Genomic DNA, 23755 nt, shown 5'->3' with positions numbered 1-23755 from the left:
CCCTATCCAGGGAGTCGAGCCGAATCACGTGGAGGTGACGCCATGGACAGCACACCCGATCGGCCTCTGCGCCGGATCAGCCTCGATCCGGGCCACTGGCGGCAGGTCCGTCGGCTGCTCTTCGCCGAGGCCGTGGTCCTCGCGCTGGTCGGTATCGGCGGGCTGGCGGCCTACACGTTCGCCGGCCCGCTGCGTATCGGCGCCGGTGCCCTCGAGCTCACGCCCGCCCTGAGTGTGGCGATGCTGCTGGTCGCACTGGCCGCGGCGGTCGCGGCGACCCGGCGCACCCTGGCCGGCTGGTTCAGCGCGGCGGTTGCGGTCGGTGGGTTGGTGCTGGTGATCGTCAGCGCCGTCGCCGCGACGCATTCGGCGCCCGGCCCGTTCGGGTTCACCGATGCCACCGTGCTGATCTATGCGGCGGCCTTCGTGTTCCACTTCGCGCTCGGTGTCTGGCTGATCCCCGACCACATCGAGGGCCCGGAGTGGGTGCCTGCCGGGCTGGCCGCGGTGTCGGAGCGGCGGGGCCGGGCATGAGTCGGACGGTCGACTTCGCGCCACACGTGTTGCGCGAGTACGCCCTGCTGGCAGACGGCGAGCGCGGTGCGCTGATCGGCCCGCGCGGCGACATCAGCTGGATGTGCGCACCGCGCTGGGACGACGATGCCGTGTTCGCATCGTTGATCGGCGGGCGCAGCATGTTCGCGATCACGCCGACCCGACGCCACGTGTGGGGTGGTTACTACGAGGAGGGCGCCCTCATCTGGCGATCCCGGTGGACCACCTCCGACGGCATCATCGAATGCCGGGATGCGCTGGCGTTTCCCGGTGATTCGCACCGGGCCGTCATCCTGCGCCGGCTGCTGGCGGTGCGCGGCGACGCCGACACGCGGATGGTGCTGGCACCCGGTGCCGGGTTCGGCGAACACGGTCTGGCCGACCTGCACCGCGACGACCACGGCCGCTGGCACGGCCGGGCGGGCAAGCTGTGGCTGCGGCTCTCCGGCGCCGGTACGGCGTCCGCCGACGAACACGCCGGACCGCTGCCGGCGCTCGGCGGTGCGCTGCACGTCGCCGAAGGCGGTCACCTCGACATCGTGCTCGAGTTGTCCGACACCCCGATCCAGGCCCGCGCACCCGATCCGGTCGAACTCTGGCGGCACACCGAACAGCATTGGCGAACAGCGGTTCCCGATTTCACCACCGCGACCGCACAAGGCGACATCCGGCACTCCTACGCCGTCCTGCGCGGGCTGACCAGCAGCGGCGGCGGGATGGTGGCCGCCGCGACGATGAGCCTGCCGGAACGGGCCGAGGAAGGCCGCAACTACGACTACCGATACGTATGGATCCGCGACCAGTGCTACGCCGGGCAGGCGGCGTCGATCGAGGAGGCGCATCCGCTGCTCGACAGTGCGGTGAACTTCGTCGGGCAACGCCTGCTCGACGACGGCGCCGCGTTGAAACCCGCCTACACCGTCACCGGCGACCCGGTTCCCGGCGAGCATTCGCTGCACCTGCCGGGCTATCCGGGCGGCACCGACATCGTGGGCAACCATGCCAACACGCAGTTCCAGCTCGACGCGTTCGGGGAGGCGCTGCTGCTGTTCGCGGCCGCCGCGCGCCACGACCGCCTCGACAGCCGGGCCTACCGTGCCGCCACCGTGGCCGCCGACTCGATCACCACCCGCTGGCGGGAACCCGACGCCGGAATCTGGGAACTCGACGACCGGCGTTGGACGCACTCGCGTCTGACGTGTGTGGCGGGGCTGCGGAGGATGGCCGACCACGCACCGTCGCAGTCGGCCGGTTCCTGGCGGTCACTGGCCGACACCATCGCTGCCAGCACCGCCGACTGTGTGCACCCGAGCGGGCGCTGGCAGCGGGCCCCCGACGATCCGGATGTCGACGCCTCGCTGCTGCTGCCCGCGATCCGTGGCGCGGTACCGGTGGCGGATCCGCGCAGCGTCGCGACGATCCGGGCCGTCGAACGCGACCTTGGCCGCGACGGCTACGTGTACCGGTTCCGGCACGGCGAGCGCCCCCTCGGGGAGGCGGAGGGCGCCTTCACGCTGTGCGGATTCCTGCTGGCGTTGTCCCACCACCAGGGCGGCGACGCCGTGGCCGCCGGCCGGTACTTCGAGCGCAACCGCGCCGCAACCGGGCCGCCCGGCCTGTACTGCGAGGAGTACGACGTCGTCCAGCGACAACTGCGCGGCAACATCCCGCAGGCGTTCGTGCACGCGCTGCTCATCGAGACGGCGCAGCGGCTGTCCCGGCCACCGGGCGCCGGGCAGACACCACAGCACCGATGAAAACAGGAGGCCAGATGTCCACACCGCGAACAGTCGTCGTCACCGGGGCCAGTGCCGGCACCGGCCGCGCCGTCGCCAGGGAATTCGGGGCGCGCGGCGACAACGTCGTGCTGCTGGCACGCGGCCGGGCCGGTCTCGACGGCGCCGTCGCCGAGATCGAGCGCGCCGGCGGGCGCGCGCTCGCGATACCGACCGACGTCGCCGACCACGAGCAGGTGACGCGGGCCGCCGCCACCGCCGAGGACGTGTTCGGGTCCATCGACATCTGGATCAACGTCGCATTCACCTCGGTGTTCGCCCCGTTCAGCCAGATCAGCGCCGAAGAGTTCCGCCGCGTGACCGAGGTCAGCTATCTGGGTTACGTGTACGGCACGATGGCGGCGCTGGCACACATGAAGCCCCGCAACGCCGGCACCATCGTGCAGGTGGGATCGGCGCTCGGAGCCCGCGCGATCCCGCTGCAGTCGGCATACTGCGGCGCCAAGCACGCGATCAACGGCTTCACCGAGTCCGTGCGCACCGAACTGCTGCACGACCACAGCGGCATCCACATCACCGTCGTTCAGATGCCCGCCCTCAACACCCCACAGTTCTCCTGGGTGCGGTCGCGGCTGCCGCGGCACCCACAACCCGTGCCACCCATCTACCAGCCTGAGATCGCCGCCAGGGCAGTGTGTTTCGCCGCAGACCATCCCCGGCGCAAACAGTATTGGGTGGGAGCCAGCACCGCGGCGACCATCACCGGGCAGAAGATCGTGCCCGCCCTGCTGGATCGCTACCTGGGCAGGACCGGATACGCCTCACAGCAGACCGATGAGCGGGTGGACACCGACCGGCCGGACAACCTGATGCACCCCCTGGACGCCGATCCGGGCACCGATCACGGTGCGCACGGTGAGTTCGACTCCCGCTCGCTGGGAGTGTCGCCGCAGTTGTGGATGTCCCGGCACGCCCGATCGCTGTCGGTCGCCGCGGGCGCCGGCGCGGCGCTGGCCGCCGGTGCGGTGGTGCGCCGATTGGCGGCCTGAGGCGATGTCGGCCGCTGCAATGCGCGCCATCGAACTGGGCCGGGCCGCGTGGGGTGCGGCACTGCTCGCCGACCCGGATGCGGTGCTGGGCACCGTGCACGGGCTCACCGTCGACGACCGCAGTCGTGTCGTCGCGCGCATCCTGGGCGCCCGACAGCTCACCCAGGCCACCCTGTCGGGGCTGCGGCCCACCCCGGAGGTCCTGGCAATGGGCACCTGGGTGGATGCGGTGCACGCGCTGACCGCGCTCGGCCTGGTGGTGGTCGACCGCAGCCGCGCACGTGCCGGAATCACCGACGCCGTCATCGCCGCCGGATGGGCGGGTGCGGGATGGCGCGATCTGCGCCGGGCCGCGCCGACGCCACCGGCCCATCGGCGCGTCCGGGACCGGCTGGCGGTTCGGCTACTGCATCTGGCGCCGGGCGGGCGGGGACTGCTGCGGGCGGCTCAACCACGGTGAGCGGCGGATCCCGTCGTCTGGGGAGCGTGATGCAGATGCAGGATCAGCTCGCGCGGCCCGGTCGGTAGCCGCCAATGGAACGTGATCGCGGCCAGTCGCAGCACGGTGGCGATCAGCGAACCGACCACGATGGCCAGCCACTGCGAGCCGAACCGGTCGATGGTCACGTAGAGCACCGACCCCAGCATCGCCGGCGCGGCGTACATGTCGTCGGGACCCAGCACCAGCGGCACGTCACGCGCCACCACGTCACGGATCACGCTGCCGGCCACCGCCGAGATCACTCCGAGCACCGCCGCGGCGAACCAGCTGGCCCCGTGGTCGACGGAGATCGCCGCCCCCGACGTGGCGAAGAACCCCATGCCCACCGCGTCGAGGACCAGTACCAGCCGGCCGAACCGGATGACCCACTTGGCGAACACGGTGGTCAGCGCCGACGCGACCAGGCAGACGGTGATGTCCTGCCAGTGCTGCAGCGACGCCGGCGGATCCAGGTTCAGCAGCAGGTCGCGCAGCACGACCCCGCCGATCCCGGTCAGCACGGCCAGCGTGGCGATACCGAACAGGTCGAATCCCCTGCGAACGCCGACCACCGCACCCGACGTCGCCAGCACGGCTATGCCGACGTAGTTCACGATGTGTTGGATCACGCACGCACGGTAGGGCCGCAGACTTCCGATCTTCTGGCAGCCGGCTGGGAGGCGCCGGCACGGCACCGGTCAGCTCAGCGGTGCCCGGTAGCCGGCCATCCGGTGCAGCGCGGGAGAGGCCGCGCGGGCCCCGTAGACCGCGTAGGTGTCCTCGGTGAGCAGCGCCGCGACGCGTGGGTCACCGAAACCCCGATCGATCCGGTCGCGCACGAACGCCAGCTCGGAGACGCGATGGGCGAAGAGCTGTACCGATTGCCCGGCCTGCTTGCCGCCGATGCGTGTCGCCTCGGCGATCGCCGCCTTTCGGGCCCCGATCGATCCCAGCCAGCCGGCCTCGTTCGGGGTGACCACGCCGGCGGCGACCATGCCCGGCAGTTTGGCGGCGACGACGAGTTGTTCCCGTCGTCTGCTGCGAACGGCCAGCATGATCGCCAGCGCGAAGATCGGCATCATCCAGAACACGTAGACGGCCAGATAGGCGCCGAAGCCCAACAGCGACGATCCGTTCCACATGGCGTGCAGCGTCACCGCGCCCGCGTAGCCGAGCAGCAGGCAGCCGACCCTACCGGGCACGTTGCGCTGCTGCAGCGCGAACCACACCCCGACGGCGAACATCGAGGTGAACAGCGAATGCGCGAACGGCGACATGATCAACCGCAGTGCGGCGGTGGTCAGCGAATCGGTCAGCGAATCGCCGTCGGCGATGTAGAGGATGTCCTCCAGCCAGGAGAAACCGGCCCCAACCAGACCCGCGTACACCAGGCAGTCGGTCAGCGAGTTCAGCTCGTTGCGGCGGGCGCCGGTCATCATCAACAGCAGGAACACCCCCTTGGCCGCCTCCTCGGTCACCGGGGCGCCCAGGACCAGCGTGACCGGGCTGATGTCGGTTTCGGCGGTGGCGCCCATGGCGGGGTTGAACCACATCTCGATGACGACCTGCAGGATTGCGGAGATGACGACCGCGGCAGAGGTGCCCCAGATGAATGCGAAGATCAGCAACCGGGGCGGCTCCGGGGCGAATCGGTCCAGCCACAGGTAGGCCAGCACCACGACGGTCATCGCCACGCTGGACAGCACGAACCCCACCGCGGTGCCCGCCGGGTTGACCGCTGTCAGCAGGATGACCAGCAGGCCCGCCAGCGTGCCCAGCGCGATGAGCACCCCGAGTGGGGCGCCGACGGTGCGGATACGGCGCGCGAACGGAGCTGCGAAGTGGGGCGGCCCCCCGGGAGCGCCGGTGTACGACACCCCTGCAGGGTAGCCGCCGGTGCTCACCCGGGTGGTCCGGCGCGACGCGGTTTGTCCTGCGTGTACCCAGTCGAGTAACCTCGACGTGTATCTGTGTGCGCACGAATCGCAGGTGCGAACAAAGAAGCGAAATGTCCCTACGATCAAACCTGTCCGGAGCAACCCACCACATGCCAAGTCCCTCCGTCACCTCTCCGCAAGTTGCCCTCAACGACATCGGCACTGCTGAGGATTTTCTCGCCGCCATCGACAAAACCATCAAATACTTCAACGATGGCGACATCGTCGAGGGAACGATCGTCAAGGTTGACCGTGACGAAGTCCTGCTCGACATCGGTTACAAGACTGAAGGCGTCATCCCTTCCCGTGAGCTGTCCATCAAGCACGACGTCGACCCCAATGAGGTTGTGTCCGTCGGCGACGAGGTCGAAGCTCTGGTCCTCACCAAGGAGGACAAGGAAGGCCGCCTGATCCTGTCCAAGAAGCGCGCCCAGTACGAGCGCGCCTGGGGCACCATCGAAGAGCTCAAGGAAAAGGACGAGGCCGTCAAGGGCACCGTCATCGAGGTCGTCAAGGGCGGCCTGATCCTCGACATCGGCCTGCGCGGCTTCCTGCCCGCATCACTGGTGGAGATGCGTCGTGTCCGCGATCTGCAGCCGTACATCGGCAAGGAGATCGAGGCCAAGATCATCGAGCTCGACAAGAACCGCAACAACGTGGTGCTGTCCCGCCGCGCCTGGCTGGAGCAGACCCAGTCCGAGGTGCGCAGCGAGTTCCTCAACCAGCTCACCAAGGGCGCCATCCGCAAGGGTGTGGTGTCCTCGATCGTCAACTTCGGCGCCTTCGTCGATCTCGGCGGGGTGGACGGCCTGGTGCACGTCTCGGAGCTGTCCTGGAAGCACATCGACCACCCCTCCGAGGTGGTCACGGTCGGCGACGAGGTCACCGTGGAGGTGCTCGACGTCGACATGGATCGCGAGCGGGTTTCGTTGTCGCTCAAGGCGACCCAGGAAGATCCGTGGCGGCACTTCGCCCGCACCCATGCGATCGGCCAGATCGTCCCCGGCAAGGTCACCAAGCTGGTGCCGTTCGGCGCGTTCGTGCGCGTCGAGGAGGGCATCGAGGGCCTGGTGCACATCTCCGAGCTCTCCGAGCGTCACGTCGAGGTCCCCGACCAGGTCGTGCAGGTGGGCGACGACGCGATGGTCAAGGTCATCGACATCGACCTCGAGCGTCGCCGTATCTCGCTGAGCCTCAAGCAGGCCAACGAGGACTACAACAGCGAAGAGTTCGAGGCCTGGAAGTACGGCATGGCCGACAGCTACGACGAGCAGGGCAACTACATCTTCCCCGAGGGCTTCGACGCCGACACCAACGAATGGTTGGACGGCTTCGAGGCGCAGCGTGAGGAGTGGGAGGCCCGCTACGCCGAGGCCGAGCGCCGCTACAAGATGCACACCGCGCAGATGGAGAAGTTCGCCGCCGCTGAGGCAGCCGCGGTCGCCGAGTCCGCCACCAGGTCCTCGAACGGCGTCTCGCGGTCCGACGAGCCCGCGGCCGGCGGATCGCTCGCCAGCGATGCGCAGCTCGCCGCGCTGCGGGAGAAGCTCGCAGGCAACGCATAGTTCGCACCGACCGAAGGCCCCGGCTCCATCGTGAGCCGGGGCCTGCCCCTTTCTCGGGCCGGTTCGGCGGCCCTGCCACACTGGTGCGGTGTTGCGCATCGGGTTGACCGGAGGAATCGGAGCAGGCAAGTCGACGGTGTCGGCGACGTTCAGCGACCTGGGCGGCATCGTCGTCGACGGTGACGTCATCGCCCGGGAGGTCGTCGAACCGGGTACCGAAGGGCTGGCCAGCCTGGTCGATGCGTTCGGAGAGGGCATCCTGCTGCCGGACGGGGCGCTGAACCGGCCGGCGCTGGCCGCCATCGCGTTCAGCGACGAACAGAAGCGCGCGACACTCAACGGCATCGTGCACCCCCTGGTGGGGCATCGGCGTTCGGAGCTCATCGAGAACGCCCGTGCGGCCGCCGAGAATCCGGTGATCATCGAGGACATCCCGCTGCTGGTCGAGTCCGGAATGGCGCCGATGTTCCCGCTGGTGGTGATCGTGCACGCCGATCCCGAGATCCGCGTCAAGCGCCTCATCGAGTACCGCGGCTTCACCGAGCAGGACGCGCGGGCCCGCATCGCCGCGCAGGCCGACGAGGCACAGCGCCGGGCGGTGGCCGACGTCTGGCTGGACAACTCAGGGACGGCCGGGGAGCTGGTGGAACAGGCGCATGCGCTGTGGCACGGGCGGATCCAGCCGTTCGCCCACAACCTGGCGGTGGGCCGGCCGGCCACGGTCGAGCCCCGCCTGGTTGCGCCGGATCCGCAGTGGCCCGCCGAGGCCCGGCGCATCGTGGCCCGGCTGCAAACCGCCTGCGGGCACCGGGCCGGCCGGATCGATCACATCGGATCGACCGCCATCGCGGGCATGGATGCCAAGGACATCATCGACATCCAGGTGACGGTGGACTCACTGGTGACCGCCGACGAACTCGCCGGCCCGTTGCACGCGGCCGGCTATGTGCGGACACCGATCACCGAGGATGTCGGCAAGTCCGATGCGCGCAGCACGGTGCCCGGGTTCGACCACACCGGCGATCGCGCGCTTTTCGGCAAACGGTTGTACTGCTCGGCCGATCCGGGCCGGCCCACCCATGTCCATGTCCGGGTGGCGGGCTGGCCGGGGCAGCAGTTCGCGCTGCTGTTCGTGGACTGGTTGACTGCCAGCCCCGCGGTGCGGTCGGATTATCTGGCGCTCAAACGGCGGGCGGCCGAGGCCGGGCACGCTGATACCGGCGCCTACGCGCACGCCAAGGAGCCGTGGTTCCTCGACGCCTACCGGCGGGCGTGGGAGTGGGCGGACACCACCGGTTGGCGGCCCGGCTAGGCCGGCGGGAGCGCAGCGTCGTCCGGAGTCACCGCGAGGTCGGCGGGCAGGGCGGGATCACCCGGCGGCAGGTCGGCGGGCAGCGGGGCAGCGGGGTCCACCGGAGCGACGTTGTCGATCCCGCTGACGGGCGCCTGGCAGGTCAGCGAGCCGAAGTCGGGGTCTTCGCGCTGTGGGGTCAGGCGCGGCCCGACGAAGTCGTCGGCCTGGGCGACGACGGCGTCGTCGACCAGGATCTCGCAGTGCAGGTTGGCCGAGTACGGCCATTCGATGGACACCCGGACGTTGGCGATCTGCGACGCCGGCAGCACCGCGTTGGCCTCGAACACCCGGCCCGGGACCATCGTCGGGTTGGCGGTCTGGAACTGGTCGCCGTCGGCGCGGTAGGAGATCGTCGCGCCGCGCGACACCCCGTCCACCCGGGCCCGGTAGATGATGTTGTGCAGCACCTCGGGCGCCGGAGCGGGCGTGTCGACCGCCGGCTGGATCTCCGGATCGGCCCCGGCGACCGCGGGAAACGCCGCCGGCGCCGTCAGTGCCACCGTCGCGGCCCCGACGGCCGCGCATGCGGTTCGGGTTCGGCTACCTGCACTCACAACGAAGCAGTCTATGCGTCCCGCCACGTCAGGACCATGCCGTTGGCCGCCATCCAGCCGTTGAGATCGTAATCGTGCCTGGCCAGAGCGTCGACGGTGGCCACAGCGGTGTGGATCGCGCGGTCGGCGGATTCGGCGCTGAGCAGCCCCTCGGTGACCGCGGTCAGCAGCTCGTCGACGTCGGTGACCGTGACCCCCGACCCGGTGCGCACCACGAGGTCCAGGTAGTGGTCTTCGGCGTGCCACCGGGTCGGGCCCGGGGTGTATTCGCCCACGTCGAGGTAGAAATCCTGGTCACGCTCGTGGCCGGGGTTGAAGTGGAAGACCGTCGCGCGCAGACCCAGCGACGGCAGCAGCCAGGACTCGATGTAGTGGAACTGCGCCCGGCCGGGGGTGGGCCGGGCCATGTAGAGACCCCACGGCGCGACGGTGTAGACGTCGACGGCCCGGACGATCCCCTTGGGGTCGGTGTTGGTGCGCGCCGCGATGTCGAAGGTCTCGTGTTTGGGAGGGTGGATGTCGATCAGGATATGCGGCCGGCCGGCGTCGGCGCGATCGCCGGGACAGAACATGTCGGTGCCACGTTCTACCCTGGTGAACATGGCTTTCGCGACCGAACACCCGGTGCTCGCGCACTCGGAGTACCGCGCGGTGGATCAGATCGTCCGTGACGGCGGACGCTTCGAGGTGATCAGCGAGTACGACCCGGCCGGTGACCAGCCCACCGCGATCGACGAACTCGAGCGACGCATCCGCGGAGGTGAGCGGGACGTGGTGCTGCTCGGCGCCACCGGAACCGGCAAATCGGCCACCACGGCGTGGCTGATCGAGCGGCTGCAACGGCCGACACTGGTGATGGCGCCGAACAAGACGCTGGCCGCCCAGCTCGCCAACGAGCTGCGGGAGATGTTGCCGCACAACGCCGTCGAGTACTTCGTCTCCTACTACGACTACTACCAGCCCGAGGCCTACATCGCGCAGACCGATACCTACATCGAGAAGGACAGCTCGATCAACGACGACGTCGAGCGGTTGCGCCACTCGGCGACATCGAGCTTGTTGTCCCGGCGCGACGTGGTGGTGGTGGCCTCGGTGTCCTGTATCTACGGCCTCGGCACACCGCAGTCCTATCTGGACCGGTCGGTGGAGGTCAAGGTCGGCGACGAGGTGCCCCGCGATGCACTGCTGCGGCTGCTCGTCGACGTGCAGTACACCCGAAACGACATGTCGTTCACCCGGGGAACCTTCCGGGTACGCGGCGACACCGTCGAGATCATCCCGTCCTACGAGGAGCTCGCGGTGCGCATCGAGTTCTTCGGCGACGAGGTGGAGGAGCTCTACTACCTGCACCCGCTGACCGGGGACATCGTCCGCAAGGTCGACTCGCTGCGGATCTTCCCGGCCACCCACTACGTGGCCGGGCCGGACCGGATGGCGCACGCGATCTCGACGATCGAGGCCGAGCTCGAGGAACGGCTGACCGAGCTGGAGGGGCAGGGCAAACTGCTGGAGGCCCAGCGGTTGCGGATGCGCACCAACTACGACGTCGAGATGATGCGTCAGGTCGGGTTCTGCTCGGGCATCGAGAACTACTCGCGCCACATCGACGGCCGTCCCGCGGGGTCGGCGCCGGCGACGCTGCTGGACTACTTCCCCGAGGACTTCCTGCTCGTCATCGACGAGTCACACGTGACGGTGCCCCAGATCGGGGGCATGTACGAGGGCGACATCTCCCGCAAACGCAACCTGGTCGACTTCGGCTTCCGGCTGCCGTCGGCGGTCGACAACCGGCCGCTGACCTGGGAGGAGTTCGCCGAACGGATCGGCCAGACGGTGTACCTGTCGGCCACCCCGGGCCCCTACGAGCTCAGCCAGACCAGCGGCGAGTTCGTCGAACAGGTGATCCGGCCGACCGGGCTGGTGGATCCGCAGGTGATCGTCAAACCCACCAAGGGGCAGATCGACGACCTGATCGGGGAGATCCGCAAGCGCACCGAGCGTGACGAACGGGTCCTGGTGACGACGCTGACCAAGAAGATGGCCGAGGATCTCACCGATTACCTGCTGGAGATGGGGATCCGGGTGCGCTATCTGCACTCCGAGGTCGACACGTTGCGCCGGGTGGAGCTGCTGCGTCAGCTGCGGCTGGGGGAGTACGACGTGCTGGTCGGGATCAACCTGTTGCGTGAGGGTCTGGACCTGCCGGAGGTGTCGCTGGTGGCGATCCTCGACGCGGACAAGGAGGGGTTCCTGCGGTCCCCGCGCAGCCTGATCCAGACCATCGGCCGCGCCGCCCGAAACGTCTCGGGCGAGGTGCACATGTACGCCGACACGATGACCGACTCGATGAAGGAGGCGATCGACGAGACCGAGCGGCGCCGTGCCAAGCAGATCGCCTACAACGAGGAGCGCGGCATCGACCCGAAGCCGTTGCGCAAGAAGATCGCCGACATCCTCGACCAGGTGTACCGCGAGGCCGACGACTCCGAGGCGGTCGAGGTCGGCGGTTCCGGTCGCAACGCCTCCCGCGGTAGGCGGGCACAGGGTGAGCCGGGGCGTGCGGTGAGCGCCGGCGTCTACGAGGGACGTGACACCGCGAACATGCCACGCGCCGAACTGGCTGATCTGATCAAGGATCTCACGGCACAGATGATGGCCGCGGCGCGTGACCTGCAGTTCGAGTTGGCCGCCCGCATCCGCGACGAGATCGCCGACCTGAAGAAGGAACTCCGTGGCATGGATGCCGCCGGTCTCAAATGACTTGATCTCAACCACGGTTGAGGTCGTACGGTCTGGGCTGTGAGCGACATCGCGACTTTCGCCGGCGGCGGCGGCTGGCGGGAACTGCTGGGGCCCAGGTACCTCGGGGCCTCCATCGTGCTGGCCGGTGGCGTGGCGCTGTACGCGACCAACGAATTCCTGACCATCAGCCTGATGCCCAGCGCGGTCGCCGACATCGGCGGGCAACGGTTCTACGCGTGGGTGACCACCGTCTACCTGGTGGGGTCGGTCGTCGCGGCCACGACGGTGCACTCGGTATTGATGCGGTTGGGTCCGCGCCGGTCGTACCTGACGGGGTTGGGCATGTTCGGGGTGGGCAGCCTGGTGTGCGCCACCGCTCCCAGCATGGAAGTGCTGCTCGTGGGGCGCACCGGGCAGGGCGCCGCCGGGGGACTGCTCGCGGGCCTGGGGTACGCGGTGATCAACACCGCGTTGCCGAGTTCGCTGTGGACCAAGGCATCGGCGCTGGTGTCAGCGATGTGGGGGGTCGGAACCCTGGTGGGCCCGGCTGCCGGCGGGCTGTTCGCCCAATACGGTTCCTGGCGTTGGGCTTTCGCGCTCCTCGTCGCGATGGTGCTGGTGATGTCGGCGCTCGTCCCCGTCGCGCTGCCGCGACACACCGGCAGCCCCGATGGTCGCGGCCCGGCGCGCATCGGCGTCCCGGTGTGGTCGCTGCTGCTGCTCGGCGGCGCGGCCCTGGTGGTCAGTATCGCCGGCATCGCGCGCGACGTCCGGGTCACCGCGGCTCTGGTGGCGGGCGGGTTCGTGCTCGTCGCGGCGTTCATCGTCGTCGATCGGCGGGTGCGGGCATCGGTCCTGCCGCCCAGCGCCTTTCGGCCCGGACCGCTCAAATGGGTGTATCTGACACTGGGCGTGCTGATGGCGGCGACCATGGTGGACATGTACGTCCCGTTGTTCGGTCAGCGGCTGGCGCATCTGGTGCCGGTGGCTGCCGGTTTCCTCGGCGCCGGGCTGGCGGTGGGCTGGACGACGGGTGAGATCAGCAGCGCGTCGCTGACCCGGAACCGGGTCATCGTCGGCGTCGTGGCGGTGGCGCCACTGGTCATGGCGACGGGCCTGACCATCAGCGCGCTGACGCAGCGGCCGGACATGGGGCCGGTGCTGGTCGGGGTGTGGGCGGTTGGTCTGGTGGTCAGCGGGGCCGGGATCGGGATGGCCTGGCCACATCTGTCGGCGTGGGCGATGAGCAAGGTCGCCGACCCAGCCGAGGGTCCGGCCGCCGCGGCGGCCATCAACACCGTGCAGGTGATCTCCGCGGCACTCGGTGCCGCGCTGGCCGGCGTGGTGGTCAACCTCAACGAGGTCGGCAGTGTCGCGGCGTCGCGCTGGCTGTTCGCGGTATTCGCCGTGCTGGCCGCGCTGGGCGCGGTCTCCGCCATCCGCAGTGGCCGGCCGGCCGCAGCGCCGAAAGCCTGACCGGCTTCACTCCTCCACACGACGCACGAGCGTCCAGTGGTTGCCTTCGGTGTCGCGGCGGTACGGCAGTTCGTCGAGCAGCTTCTGGATGGCCTCGAGTGTCTCGGGGCCGGTCGTGGTCTCCGGGACGCATCGCGGTTCAGGACCGGTCATCACAGGCGCTTTCGGCCGTCGCCTACACGCTGAGGGTGGCGATAGACGGTGATGGGGTTGTTGCAGCACACATGGGCAAGCGTTGGATCACCGTTGGGTTGGCGCCCGGTACGGATTTGCTGGGGGATGTCAGCGTTGCGATGTCCCCGTCTCGTGACCCACCGTTGCTCAGAGTTCGGGTCTTGGTGGCGAAGCCTAAGGTCGGTGACCAGGCGTCAGTCACCGCGTCGCGTCCGGGCGGTATCGGTTGGATAACCGAATCCGCCAGCGCTTGAGTAACTCCGGTGACGCGATACGTTTCTCTGCGGGTGGACCAGGCGAACGAATTCAGGAAAGACCATGTCAAGAAAGATCAGTCGGATCGGTGTCATGGCGCTGGCGGCCGTGGGTATGGCCGGTCCGGCGCTGATGATCTGTGCTCAGGCAGTGGCCGAACCGAGCCCGGGTGTGCCGTGTATGGACTTGGTGCAGCAGCTGGTTTCAGAACCGCCGAGTGTGCCCGAATCGCTCGACACGGCGACCAACGTGTTGAACACCGTTGTGCCCGAGCAGGCTCCGTCTTTACCGCCGGTGCCGGTCGCCGAGGTGGTGCACGGTGTAACTGCGCTGGCGGCCCCCGGACCGGTGCCCCCGCCACTACCGGCGGGTCAGATCCCGCCGGTCCCTGCCGCCGCGCCGATGGTGCAGGCGGCAGCGGTGCCGGAGCCGGCCGTGCCGGTCGTTCCCTTCGCCGCCGCCCCCGTTCCGGCGGTGGTGCCACCCATCCCGCCCGTGCCGGTGGTCACCGGGGCGCCGCCCGCGGCACCACTGGTCGACGCGGCGGCGCCGATACCCGCTCCTCCGGTGGAAGCACCGGTGGAGGCCGCTGTGGCCGCGCCCGCTCCGGTCGAACCCGTAGCCGCCGCCCCGCCGCCTCCCGTCGTCGCCGAGGCGCCCATCGAGATGTCAGCTGCCGCACCGGAACCGGCAGTGGCTGCCCCCGCCGCGCCGGAATTGCCCGCCCCCACCATGCCGGAACCACCGGTGGCCGCACCGGCCGATGCGCCGCTCGCGGCGCCGGTCCCGGCCGCCGAACCCGTTGTGCCCGAAGCGATCGCGGTTTCAGGTCCGCCGGCCGCCGCGCTCCCGGAAGCCGCGCCGGTGGCCCATGCCGCCGCCGGGCCGGTGGCCCCGGGGCCGGTGGTACCCATCGTGGCCGCGGTGCCGCCCGTCCCGATCGTGCCGGTTGTTCCCGCGGGTGCGGGCGCGCCGGCGCCCGCCGGGCTCCCGATCCCCGCGGTTCCGCTCGGCGATGTGATGCCGGGGATGCTGCTGCCCTCGACGCTGCCGGTGCCGCAGGACCTGGTGTGCGAGGGCACCGCATGGTCGGCCTCCGACAACCCCGCCGACCCCGGCCCGGCGGCGATAGAAGAGCGGATCCGCCGCGATCAATGGTGACCTGGACCACTTCTGCCGCTCCAGGTAACAGAGGTGGCAAGATATTCCTTGCCGCAGTGCGTGATTGACTACGGGTGTATGCCCCGTCACGTTGTGGCGGCGATCGTGACGTTGTCGGCGCCGGCGAGACCGGTTCCTGGGAGAATGCGATCCCGGTGTGGTGATTCGCACCCGTGTTCGCCTGATGCCGGGTTACTGTCTCGGTGGCGTTGCAACTGACACTGGGAGGATATGGATGAGCGCCTATCAAACCGTGCTGGTTGGTACGGACGGATCGGATTCATCGTTGCGTGCCGTGGACCGCGCCGGCGAGATCGCCGCCGGGGCCCACGCGAAGCTCGTCGTGGCGACGGCCTACTTCCCACAGAGCGAGGATCACCGGGCCGCCGACGTCCTCAAGGACGAGGGCTACAAGATGTCGGGCAACGCCCCGATATACGCGATCCTGCGTGAGGCGCGCGACCGCGCCAGGGCGGCCGGCGCCGAGAACATCGAGGAAAAGGCCGTGGTCGGGGCACCCGTCGATGCGCTCGTCGAACTCGCCGAGGAGGTCGGAGCCGACCTGCTGGTGGTCGGCAACGTCGGTCTGAGCACCATCGCCGGGCGGCTGCTCGGGTCGGTGCCCGCCAACGTCGCGCGCCGGTCCAAGACCGATGTGCTGATCGTGCACACGTCCTAGCGACACAGCGGCGGTTCGACCCGAACCTCGGGGCCCGCGGTCACCAGCCCCGCTCGCGCCACTCGGCGAGATGCGGGCGTTCCGCGCCGAGCGTGGTGTCGTCGCCGTGCCCCGGATACACGGCGGTCCGATCGTCGTAGACGTCGCACACCTTGGTCGTCACGTCCCCGAGCAACTGCTCGAAGTCGCCTTCCTTCCACGTCTTGCCCACCCCACCCGGGAAGGGAGTGGCGGTTGTCACTTCACCCACGGTGTCTGCGGTGAGGGTCTAGCCGTTGGCACAATCATGTGCCATTCGGTGGACGACCGACTCCTGGGCCTAGTGAGCCACGCCGGGGCAGGCCGATGTCCTTTGCCTTATGTAGTGGAGTAGCTAGCGCCGCCGCGCTGATGCTCCGATGCCAAGTACTCCACCATCTGGCAAAGGTTGACAACAGCCGCGCTCAACTTATAGATAGTGGCGTCCCGATCTTCCACGCACGACTGCCAGTCCGGGAACTCCTGCGGCAACTTATAGTTGTCTGCGTTGGTGTGGATTTTTTGCTCGATTTGGTCGCACAGATCTGTAAGGGTCAACTCTCCCGGGGCACCGATGTCGGTGAACCATTTATCAGTCATGTCAGATCGTCTCCTTATTGTTTCCATGTAGTGCAAGCGTCGGCCCCTGCGCCGGACTGAGACTAGGGTCGGAGGTCATTCCGAACCTCCTGGCAAGCGACTGGCCCCGCCCGGCGGTTGTCACGTCACCAGCCCCGCGCGCGCCATTCGGCGAGGTGTGGACGCTCGACGCCTAGCGTGGTGTCGTCACCATGTCCGGGGTAAACGACCGTGTTATCCCCATAGCAGCCGAAAACCCTGGACTCGAGGGAACTCATCAGTGAATCGAACTCTTCTGGGCGTGTTGTCCGGCCAGGACCACCCGGGAACAGGCAGTCGCCGGTGAAAAGGTGCACCCGGCCGCCGGTGGCCGGCCCGTCGAGGGCCAGCGCGACCGAGCCGGGGGTGTGCCCGCGGAGATGAAGGACCTCGAAGGTGAGGTCACCGATGTCGATCGTGTCGCCGGCGGCCAGCAGGACGTCCGGGGCGACCGGTAGCGGGCCCGCGTCCAGGCGGTGGGCGGCGGTCGGTGCGCCGGTCGAGCCGGCCACCTCGGCCAGCGCCAGCCAATGGTCCCGATGCTGATGGCTGGTCACGATCAACGACACCTTCGGTGCGTACCGCTCGATCAGCTCCAGCAGCACCGCGGCGTCGTTGGCGGCGTCGATCAGTAGCGTCTCCCCGGTCGCCGTGCTCGTGATGAGGTAGGCGTTGTTGTCCATCGGGCCCACCGACACCTTGACGATCGAGGCGCCGGGAAGGGTCCGTCGGGCGGCCGTCCCGCGCTCCACGTGCCCGGTGTAGTTGTCGTCGACCACTGTCATGAGCCTCACGGTACTGCGCGCGGGCGCGCCGCCGTGGCCGCCGGCACGATTCTGCGGTCTTACCGGGTCGGGACTTGTCGGTGGCGGCACCTAGCATGGTGCCTGTACTGCGTCTGCGGCCCGAATCGCGGCCATTTCACGTGGAAGGGACATCGTTGGCTGACCGCCTGATTGTCAAGGGTGCCCGGGAGCACAACCTGCGTGGCGTCGACCTCGACCTGCCCCGCGACGCGATGATCGTGTTCACCGGCCTGTCGGGTTCCGGCAAGTCATCGCTGGCGTTCGACACGATCTTCGCCGAGGGGCAACGTCGCTACGTCGAGTCGCTGTCGGCCTATGCGCGCCAGTTCCTCGGGCAGATGGACAAGCCGGACGTCGACTTCATCGAGGGACTGTCGCCCGCGGTGTCGATCGACCAGAAGTCCACCAACCGCAACCCGCGCTCCACCGTCGGCACCATCACCGAGGTGTACGACTATCTGCGTCTGCTCTATGCCCGGGCGGGCACCCCACACTGCCCGGTGTGCGGTGAGCGGATCGCGCGTCAGACTCCCCAGCAGATCGTCGACCAGGTCCTCGCGATGGACGAGGGACTTCGCTTCCAGGTCCTCGCGCCGGTCGTGCGCACCCGCAAGGGCGAGTTCGTCGACCTGTTCGACAAGCTGAACACCCAGGGTTACAGCCGGGTGCGTGTCGACGGGGTGGTGCATTCGCTGAGCGATCCGCCGAAGCTGAAGAAGCAGGAGAAGCACGACATCGAGGTGGTCGTCGACCGGCTGACCGTGAAGGCCGGCGCCAAGCAGCGCCTCACCGACTCGGTGGAGACCGCCCTCAACCTGGCCGACGGCATCGTCGTGCTCGAGTTCGTCGACCGTGAAGACGATCATCCCCATCGTGAACAGCGCTTCTCGGAGAGGCTGGCCTGCCCCAACGGCCATCCGCTGGCCGTCGACGATCTGGAGCCGCGGTCGTTCTCGTTCAACTCGCCCTATGGCGCGTGCCCGGAATGCGCAGGTCTGGGCATCCGCAAGGAGGTCGACCCCGACCTGGTGGTGCCCGACCCGGATCTGACGCTGGCGGAAGGAGCCGTGGCCCCATGGTCGATGGGGCACACCGCCGAATACTTCACCCGCATGCTGTCGGGGCTGGGCGACCAGTTGGGATTCGACGTGGACACCCCGTGGAAGAAGCTGCCCGCCAAGGCCCGCAAGGCCATCCTGGAGGGCTGCGACGAACAGGTGCACGTGCGGTACAAGAACCGCTACGGCCGCACCCGCTCCTATTACGCCGACTTCGAGGGCGTGATGGCGTTCCTGACGCGGCGTATGGAGCAGACCGACTCCGAGCAGATGAAGGAACGTCTCGAAGGCTTCATGCGCGATGTGCCGTGCCCGGAGTGCCAGGGCTCCCGGCTCAAGCCCGAGATCCTGGCGGTGACGCTGGCCGCGGGCACGTTCGGCGCGAAGTCGATCGCCGAGGTCGCCGAGATGTCGATCGCCGGCTGTGCGGATTTCCTCAACGCACTGACGCTGGGCACCCGCGAACAGGCCATCGCGGGTCAGGTGCTCAAGGAGATCCAGTCCCGGCTGGGTTTCCTGCTCGACGTCGGGCTGGAGTACCTGTCGCTGTCGCGGGCCGCGGCGACCCTGTCCGGCGGTGAGGCCCAGCGGATCCGGTTGGCCACCCAGATCGGTTCCGGGCTGGTCGGTGTGCTCTACGTGCTCGACGAGCCGTCGATCGGGCTGCACCAACGCGACAACCGCAGGCTGATCGACACGCTGGTTCGGCTGCGCGACCTCGGCAACACCCTGATCGTCGTCGAGCACGACCTGGACACCATCGCCCACGCCGACTGGGTCGTCGACATCGGCCCGGCGGCCGGCGAACACGGCGGCCGAATCGTGCACAGCGGCCCGTACGACGAGCTGCTCGGCAACCCGGACTCGCTGACCGGGGCCTACCTGTCGGGCAAGGAAGAGATCGAGGTGCCCGCGCTGCGCCGCCCGGTCGACCGGAAACGCCAGCTGACCGTCGTCGGGGCGCGCGAGCACAACCTGCGCGAGATCGACGTGACGTTCCCGCTCGGTGTCCTGACCTCGGTGACCGGAGTATCCGGCTCGGGCAAGTCCACGCTGGTCAACGACATCCTGGCCGCGGTGCTGGCCAACAAGCTCAACGGCGCCCGGCTGGTGCCCGGCCGGCACACCCGGGTCACCGGCCTGGACAAGGTCGACAAGCTGGTCCGGGTCGACCAGTCGCCGATCGGGCGCACGCCGCGATCCAACCCGGCGACCTACACCGGCGTGTTCGACAAGATCCGCACACTGTTCGCCGCGACCACCGAGGCCAAGGTGCGCGGCTACCAGCCCGGGCGGTTCTCGTTCAACGTCAAGGGCGGCCGGTGCGAGGCCTGCTCCGGTGACGGCACCATCAAGATCGAGATGAACTTCCTGCCCGACGTGTACGTGCCGTGCGAGGTGTGCCAGGGCGCCCGGTACAACCGGGAGACGCTCGAGGTGCACTACAAGGGCAAGACGATCGCCGAGGTCCTCGACATGTCGATCGAGGAGGCCGCGGAGTTCTTCGCCCCGATCACCTCCATCCACCGCTACCTCAAGACGCTGGTGGACGTCGGCCTCGGTTACGTGCGGCTCGGTCAGCCCGCCCCGACGCTGTCCGGTGGCGAGGCGCAGCGGGTCAAGCTGGCCTCCGAGTTGCAGAAGCGCTCCACCGGCCGGACCGTGTACATCCTCGACGAGCCCACCACCGGGCTGCACTTCGAGGACATCCGCAAGCTGCTCTCCGTCATCAACGGACTGGTCGACAAGGGCAACACCGTCATCGTCATCGAGCACAACCTCGACGTGATCAAGACCTCGGACTGGATCGTCGACATGGGTCCCGAGGGTGGCTCGGGTGGCGGAACGGTGGTGGCCACCGGCACGCCGGAGGATGTTGCCACGCACCCCGGGAGCTACACCGGACACTTCCTGGCGGAGACGCTCGGGGTGTCGCGTCCGGCCCGCAAGACCCGCCGCAGCAGCAAGGTCAGCGCGTAGTCCACAGCCCCGCGCCCCGACGGTGGATCCGCCGGGTCGGTGGCATGCGGTCCGGTGGAGGTCGCGGTCGCCGCCGCCGATATTTGGGATCGGTAGCGCCGCGGCGGGCATTGACTTCACCCGACGACGCCACCGAGGCGAAGCAGGACGAAGGGATGGATCGATGAAGCGAGTTGTCGCTGGTGTGATCGGGATCGCTGCGGGCGCCGCCATGCTGGTGGGCTGTTCCGACGACAAGGGCGCCCAGGACCCGGGCACCGGTACCGAGAGTTCGGTGGCCGCCGACGCGCAGGTCAGCACCGGACAGAAGACCGAGGTCAAGGTCGACGGCGCCGACTTGGCGGGGCTGGACCTGAATTCGGTGACCTGCGTCAAGCAGGGCGGGAAGATCAACGTGGCCAGCGGTGCGATCGGCGGTCAGCAGGGTCTGGGCATCGTGATGACCGACGAGGCGACGCCGGTCGTCGAGTCGCTCGGCATGGTGGTCGACGGTAATGCGCTCGCGGTGACCAACACGATGGGCGCCGAGGTCGGCTCGGCCGAGGTGAGTGTCGACGGCGACACCTACACCGTCACCGGGGAGGCCACCGGCGCCGACATCAGCAATCCGATGGCCGGGATGATCACCAAGCCGTTCACCGTCACGGTGAGCTGTAGCTGAGTCCCGCGTCCGGAGCGGCGGGCGTATCCAACACGCCCGCCGCTTCCTATGATTCAGCAGTGACGATCCGCGCGATCGAGCAGGACCTGGACCGGGCCCGTCAGCTCGCGCTGGCCGCGGACGAGGGGTCGGCCAAGGACGTACTGCTGTCGCTGATGCCCCCTATCGAAGAGGCGGGGCGTGAGGATCTGATGCTGGAGGTCTACGCCCAGCTCGGCGAGATCTATCTGGTCAGAACCGCCTACGACGGAGTCACCGAATGTCTCGGCCGGATCGAGGCCTCCTTGCAGGCCTACCGCGACATCCGGGCCGGGCTGCGCGTCGGGGCGGCCGGGGACGTCACGATGACCGATGACGAGATCGACGCAGTACTCTGCCGCTACCGGCGACGCGCGCTGTTCCTGCAGAGCGGACTGGCCGCTGCGCACGGCGAGCACGAGCGCGCCGGGGCCGCACTTCGATCACTGGCCGGGGACACCGGCGGCGGCGCGTTGGCCGCCGAGCACGCCTATCTGGTCACGTACGCGAACATTCTGTGCGCCGTCGCGCTGTGCGACGACGACCTGCATGTGCAGTCGCTGCCGCTGTGGGAGAGGGTCTTCGAGGATCTCGATGCGCCGGCCGACGGCAGTGAGCTCGACGACAACCTGCGCGTGCTGGCCGGCACCGGCTACGGCAGGTTCTGCGTCGAGACCGGCCGGTTGACCGAGGCCGACCCGCATCTGCGTCGTGCCGGCGCCCGCGCGCAGGCCCGCGGCTGGCAGTTGGCCACGGCGCGTACGCAGTTGGAGCGGGCCACCGCGGCATGGGCCGCGGGGGACCGGCGGCTGGCCCAGGATCTGGTCCACGAGTGCTATCCGGCGATCGCCGAGCACGCCCGTGCGCACGACGTGTCCCGCTGCTGGTTGTACTTCGGCCTGATCAGTATCTCGGTGGGGGCGCTCGACGACGCCGACGAACGACTCGGCCACGCCGAGCGGCACTGGCGCGAGCTCGGGCGGCCGCTGCACATCCACCGGATCCTGTTGCAGCGCAGCTGGGTCGACATCCTGCGCGGCGATTTCGCCGCGGCGACCGCACGGGTCCACGCGGCCCGCGAGCTACTCGACAGCTGGCCCAGGCACAGCTGGCTGCAGTACGCCAGGCTCGACGACCACCTCGGGTCGATCCTGCGCGCCGAGGCGCTGGCCGACCCCGATCATGCCGGGGAGAAGTTCGCGCAGGCGGCCGAGCTCAAGGTTCCCGCGGCACTGGCCGTCGATTCCGTGCGGCACGCGATCGCCGACGCCGATGCGCGGATGCGGTGGGCCACCTGCGTGTCGGCGCGCATCCTCGCCGGGGCTTTCGCGGTCGCCGCCGACTGGGGGAACACCGAGCTGCTCAGCGAGCTGATCGAATATCACTGCGCGCGAGGTACTTTCAGCATGCCCGAAGCCCCGCAGGGGGCCGACTGGGCCGATACCGCCACGGCGGCGGTGCCGGTCGAGGACGCCGACGAGTACGCGCTGGTGGCCTCCGGTAACGGGCCGGTGCCCGATGGCCCGCTGAGCACGCTGGGTGCGCTGCCGCCGCTGCGGATGGACCCGGCCGGCGAGCCGGTGCTGGTCGGCTACCGCGAGCTGGCCCATCGGCGGTACGGCAGGCGGGTCACCGCCGACGACGCCGAATGGTCGACGTGGCCGTGACCGGCCCGGGCCCGACCCTGATGATGCGCTACGCCGACGTCGGCGCGGCGGTCTATGCCGGCCTGAGGGTGGTCGGGTGCCCCCAGGCGACGGTCACCTGGGCGATCGAGGAGCCCGCCCTCGACACGGTGCGCGATCTGCTGACCGGCGCGCTGCCCGACCCCCGCCCCGGCGAAACCCCGGGCGACGCGGTCGAACGTGCGTTGACCGCCGGCTCGCTCGCGACACCGGCAGCCGAGCGCGAGCTCGCCGGCGTGCTCGGCGAGCAGCTGATCTCGCCGAACGCCTGGCGGTTGATCGCCGAGTACGCCGGCACGCCCGGCGCGGCACTGTTCGTCGCACCCGCCGCACGGCTGGCGCAGGTGCCATGGTCGGTCCTCACCCCGCCGGATGGCGACGGCCGGCGACTGGTCGAGCTGATCGATGTCCTGCTCGCGGCGCCGCCCAGCATCGCCAACGCGGACCGTCGCCCGGCTCGCTGGCAGGACCGGTCCGACCGCCCGCCGCTGCTGATCCTCGACCCGCGGGTACCCGGGCAGCGTCCCGACTCCGCGCTGGGCTCGGTGCTGGGCAGGCCGGACGCCGAGAGCCGGCTGGTCCGGCATTTCGCGGCGGTGATGCGGCACCGGGAGGTGCTGCCCGAGGTGGGGTCGGCGGTGGAGCTGTTCCGCCGGGCGACGGCCGACCGCGGGTGGCTGGCCGCACAGCTCGGCCGCCAACCCGGTCGGCTGCTGTTCGTCGGGCACGCCACAGCTGCCGACGGTGACGTCGGCCATGCCGACCGCGCCGCCGTGCATCTGGCCGAGGACGACCCGCTGACCGCGGCCGACCTGATGGCCTCCGGGCTGGCGCTGCCGCCACGGGTGGCGTTGCTGGCCTGTTCCTCGGGTGGGGACTACCGATTCGACGAGGCGACCGGGCTGGTCGCGGCCTTCGTCCTGGGCGGTGCGGTGCTCGTCACCGCGACGCTGTGGTCGCTGCCCACCACCGCCGGGTACCACCGCTTCTGCAGCGCGGCAGGGGACCTGGCCGATCCGATGGCCGATGTGGTGCTCGCGGTGGACGCCGCGCACGATGCCGACGAGCCCGGCCGGGCGATCAACGTGTGGCAGCGTTGTCAGCTGGCGCGCTGGGGCGACGGCGACGTCACGGCCAGCCCGCTGTATTGGGCCGCACTGGTGACCTTCGCGGTGGACGGTGCCCGATGACGG

21 protein-coding genes and 1 pseudogene are annotated in these 23755 nt (G+C 69.3%); 14 read left to right on the top strand and 8 right to left on the bottom strand.

What is annotated here, in order from left to right; translation table 11 throughout:
* Positions 1-42 precede the first annotated feature (42 nt).
* Genes JDV09_RS19900 through JDV09_RS19885 form a run of 4 tightly spaced genes read left to right on the top strand, consistent with a single transcriptional unit; the run spans position 43 to position 3800 of the window.
* Entirely contained in the window at positions 43-534 is a 492-nt protein-coding gene (locus JDV09_RS19900; protein ID WP_221370858.1) for a hypothetical protein, read from the top strand.
* On the top strand, positions 531-2312 hold the full coding sequence (locus JDV09_RS19895) for a glycoside hydrolase family 15 protein (RefSeq protein WP_221370857.1): 1782 nt from the start codon (positions 531-533) through the stop codon (positions 2310-2312). Before JDV09_RS19900 ends, JDV09_RS19895 begins: the two co-directional genes overlap by 4 nt.
* 14 nt (positions 2313-2326) lie before the next feature.
* Positions 2327-3340: an SDR family oxidoreductase gene (locus JDV09_RS19890; protein WP_221370856.1), complete on the top strand. Its 1014-nt coding sequence runs from the start codon at positions 2327-2329 to the stop codon at positions 3338-3340.
* Positions 3341-3344: 4 nt separating this feature from the next.
* Positions 3345-3800, top strand: coding sequence for a hypothetical protein (locus JDV09_RS19885; RefSeq protein WP_255605675.1), 456 nt, complete (start codon positions 3345-3347; stop codon positions 3798-3800).
* Here JDV09_RS19885 and JDV09_RS19880 read toward each other — a convergent pair.
* Both JDV09_RS19880 and JDV09_RS19875 read right to left on the bottom strand, forming a co-directional pair.
* Positions 3788-4450: a trimeric intracellular cation channel family protein gene (locus tag JDV09_RS19880; protein ID WP_221370855.1), complete on the bottom strand. Its 663-nt coding sequence runs from the start codon at positions 4448-4450 to the stop codon at positions 3788-3790. The two genes, JDV09_RS19885 and JDV09_RS19880, sit on opposite strands and share 13 nt — an antisense overlap.
* Positions 4451-4519: 69 nt before the next feature.
* Positions 4520-5698, bottom strand: a complete 1179-nt coding sequence (locus JDV09_RS19875; protein ID WP_221370854.1) for a PrsW family intramembrane metalloprotease — start codon at positions 5696-5698, stop codon at positions 4520-4522.
* 170 nt (positions 5699-5868) lie between these two features.
* Between JDV09_RS19875 and rpsA the strand changes: the two genes are divergently transcribed.
* Together rpsA and coaE are read left to right on the top strand one after the other, a co-directional pair.
* Positions 5869-7323 carry a 30S ribosomal protein S1 gene (gene rpsA, locus JDV09_RS19870; RefSeq protein WP_221370853.1) on the top strand — a complete coding sequence of 485 codons (1455 nt, stop codon included), beginning with the start codon at positions 5869-5871 and terminating at the stop codon, positions 7321-7323.
* A gap of 88 nt (positions 7324-7411) precedes the next feature.
* The gene (gene coaE, locus JDV09_RS19865) at positions 7412-8635 is read left to right on the top strand and encodes a dephospho-CoA kinase (protein ID WP_221370852.1); all 1224 of its coding nucleotides are present in this window, start codon (positions 7412-7414) and stop codon (positions 8633-8635) included.
* Here coaE and JDV09_RS19860 read toward each other — a convergent pair.
* Entirely contained in the window at positions 8632-9231 is a 600-nt protein-coding gene (locus JDV09_RS19860) for a hypothetical protein (protein WP_372452975.1), read from the bottom strand. The two genes, coaE and JDV09_RS19860, sit on opposite strands and share 4 nt — an antisense overlap.
* Positions 9232-9242: 11 nt before the next feature.
* On the bottom strand, positions 9243-9749 hold the full coding sequence (locus tag JDV09_RS19855; protein ID WP_221370874.1) for a ribonuclease FAU-1 family protein: 507 nt from the start codon (positions 9747-9749) through the stop codon (positions 9243-9245).
* A gap of 82 nt (positions 9750-9831) precedes the next feature.
* Here JDV09_RS19855 and uvrB point away from each other — a divergent pair, with 82 nt between their 5' ends.
* Together uvrB and JDV09_RS19845 are read left to right on the top strand one after the other, a co-directional pair.
* The gene (gene uvrB, locus JDV09_RS19850) at positions 9832-11991 is read left to right on the top strand and encodes an excinuclease ABC subunit UvrB (protein ID WP_221370851.1); all 2160 of its coding nucleotides are present in this window, start codon (positions 9832-9834) and stop codon (positions 11989-11991) included.
* A gap of 39 nt (positions 11992-12030) precedes the next feature.
* Positions 12031-13449 (top strand): MFS transporter, encoded by a 1419-nt coding sequence (locus tag JDV09_RS19845; RefSeq protein WP_221370850.1) that lies wholly within the window; start codon positions 12031-12033, stop codon positions 13447-13449.
* 6 nt (positions 13450-13455) lie between these two features.
* Here the strand turns inward: JDV09_RS19845 and JDV09_RS19840 are convergent, their stop codons facing one another.
* The gene (locus JDV09_RS19840; RefSeq protein ID WP_221370849.1) at positions 13456-13602 is read right to left on the bottom strand and encodes a hypothetical protein; all 147 of its coding nucleotides are present in this window, start codon (positions 13600-13602) and stop codon (positions 13456-13458) included.
* A 339-nt stretch (positions 13603-13941) separates the two neighbouring features.
* Between JDV09_RS19840 and JDV09_RS19835 the strand changes: the two genes are divergently transcribed.
* Both JDV09_RS19835 and JDV09_RS19830 read left to right on the top strand, forming a co-directional pair.
* Entirely contained in the window at positions 13942-15039 is a 1098-nt protein-coding gene (locus tag JDV09_RS19835) for a hypothetical protein (RefSeq protein ID WP_221370848.1), read from the top strand.
* A gap of 235 nt (positions 15040-15274) precedes the next feature.
* Positions 15275-15718 carry a universal stress protein gene (locus JDV09_RS19830; protein WP_221370847.1) on the top strand — a complete coding sequence of 148 codons (444 nt, stop codon included), beginning with the start codon at positions 15275-15277 and terminating at the stop codon, positions 15716-15718.
* 40 nt (positions 15719-15758) lie between these two features.
* Here JDV09_RS19830 and JDV09_RS19825 read toward each other — a convergent pair.
* The 3 genes and pseudogenes from JDV09_RS19825 to JDV09_RS19815 all read right to left on the bottom strand — a co-directional run.
* Positions 15759-15941, bottom strand: a pseudogene (locus JDV09_RS19825) (MBL fold metallo-hydrolase); the annotation flags it as partial.
* 134 nt (positions 15942-16075) lie between these two features.
* Entirely contained in the window at positions 16076-16336 is a 261-nt protein-coding gene (locus tag JDV09_RS19820) for a hypothetical protein (RefSeq protein ID WP_221370845.1), read from the bottom strand.
* A gap of 125 nt (positions 16337-16461) precedes the next feature.
* The gene (locus JDV09_RS19815; RefSeq protein WP_221370844.1) at positions 16462-17139 is read right to left on the bottom strand and encodes an MBL fold metallo-hydrolase; all 678 of its coding nucleotides are present in this window, start codon (positions 17137-17139) and stop codon (positions 16462-16464) included.
* A gap of 155 nt (positions 17140-17294) precedes the next feature.
* On the opposite strand from JDV09_RS19815, the gene uvrA reads away from it, so the two are divergent.
* The 4 genes from uvrA (at position 17295) to JDV09_RS19795 (ending at position 23752) form a co-directional block, all read left to right on the top strand.
* A complete protein-coding gene (gene uvrA / locus JDV09_RS19810) occupies positions 17295-20198 on the top strand; it encodes an excinuclease ABC subunit UvrA (RefSeq protein ID WP_221370843.1) in 2904 nt (967 codons plus the stop codon).
* Between the two features lie 163 nt (positions 20199-20361).
* Positions 20362-20859, top strand: coding sequence for a lipoprotein LpqH (locus JDV09_RS19805; RefSeq protein WP_221370842.1), 498 nt, complete (start codon positions 20362-20364; stop codon positions 20857-20859).
* A gap of 59 nt (positions 20860-20918) precedes the next feature.
* Positions 20919-22544 carry a hypothetical protein gene (locus JDV09_RS19800; protein ID WP_221370841.1) on the top strand — a complete coding sequence of 542 codons (1626 nt, stop codon included), beginning with the start codon at positions 20919-20921 and terminating at the stop codon, positions 22542-22544.
* On the top strand, positions 22526-23752 hold the full coding sequence (locus JDV09_RS19795; protein ID WP_221370840.1) for a CHAT domain-containing protein: 1227 nt from the start codon (positions 22526-22528) through the stop codon (positions 23750-23752). The genes JDV09_RS19800 and JDV09_RS19795 overlap by 19 nt, the downstream gene beginning before the upstream one ends.
* The last annotated feature ends 3 nt before the right edge of the window (positions 23753-23755 follow it).

The sequence above is a fragment of the Mycolicibacterium xanthum genome (assembly GCF_019710635.1).
Taxonomy (GTDB): domain Bacteria; phylum Actinomycetota; class Actinomycetes; order Mycobacteriales; family Mycobacteriaceae; genus Mycobacterium; species Mycobacterium xanthum.
The sequence above is the reverse complement of the archived record's forward strand: the minus strand, read 5'-3'. Positions and strand labels throughout refer to the sequence as shown.

Bases quoted from the DNA above. Each gene is read 5' to 3' on its own strand.
- JDV09_RS19900 (WP_221370858.1), top strand. From the start codon at position 43: ATGGACAGCACACCCGATCGGCCTCTGCGCCGGATCAGCCTCGATCCG.
- JDV09_RS19895 (WP_221370857.1), top strand. From the start codon at position 531: ATGAGTCGGACGGTCGACTTCGCGCCACACGTGTTGCGCGAGTACGCC.
- JDV09_RS19890 (WP_221370856.1), top strand. From the start codon at position 2,327: ATGTCCACACCGCGAACAGTCGTCGTCACCGGGGCCAGTGCCGGCACC.
- JDV09_RS19885 (WP_255605675.1), top strand. From the start codon at position 3,345: ATGTCGGCCGCTGCAATGCGCGCCATCGAACTGGGCCGGGCCGCGTGG.
- rpsA (WP_221370853.1), top strand. From the start codon at position 5,869: ATGCCAAGTCCCTCCGTCACCTCTCCGCAAGTTGCCCTCAACGACATC.
- uvrB (WP_221370851.1), top strand. From the start codon at position 9,832: ATGGCTTTCGCGACCGAACACCCGGTGCTCGCGCACTCGGAGTACCGC.
- JDV09_RS19840 (WP_221370849.1), bottom strand. From the start codon at position 13,602: ATGACCGGTCCTGAACCGCGATGCGTCCCGGAGACCACGACCGGCCCC.
- JDV09_RS19835 (WP_221370848.1), top strand. From the start codon at position 13,942: ATGTCAAGAAAGATCAGTCGGATCGGTGTCATGGCGCTGGCGGCCGTG.
- JDV09_RS19830 (WP_221370847.1), top strand. From the start codon at position 15,275: ATGAGCGCCTATCAAACCGTGCTGGTTGGTACGGACGGATCGGATTCA.
- JDV09_RS19820 (WP_221370845.1), bottom strand. From the start codon at position 16,336: ATGACTGATAAATGGTTCACCGACATCGGTGCCCCGGGAGAGTTGACC.
- JDV09_RS19815 (WP_221370844.1), bottom strand. From the start codon at position 17,139: ATGACAGTGGTCGACGACAACTACACCGGGCACGTGGAGCGCGGGACG.
- JDV09_RS19805 (WP_221370842.1), top strand. From the start codon at position 20,362: ATGAAGCGAGTTGTCGCTGGTGTGATCGGGATCGCTGCGGGCGCCGCC.
- JDV09_RS19795 (WP_221370840.1), top strand. From the start codon at position 22,526: ATGGTCGACGTGGCCGTGACCGGCCCGGGCCCGACCCTGATGATGCGC.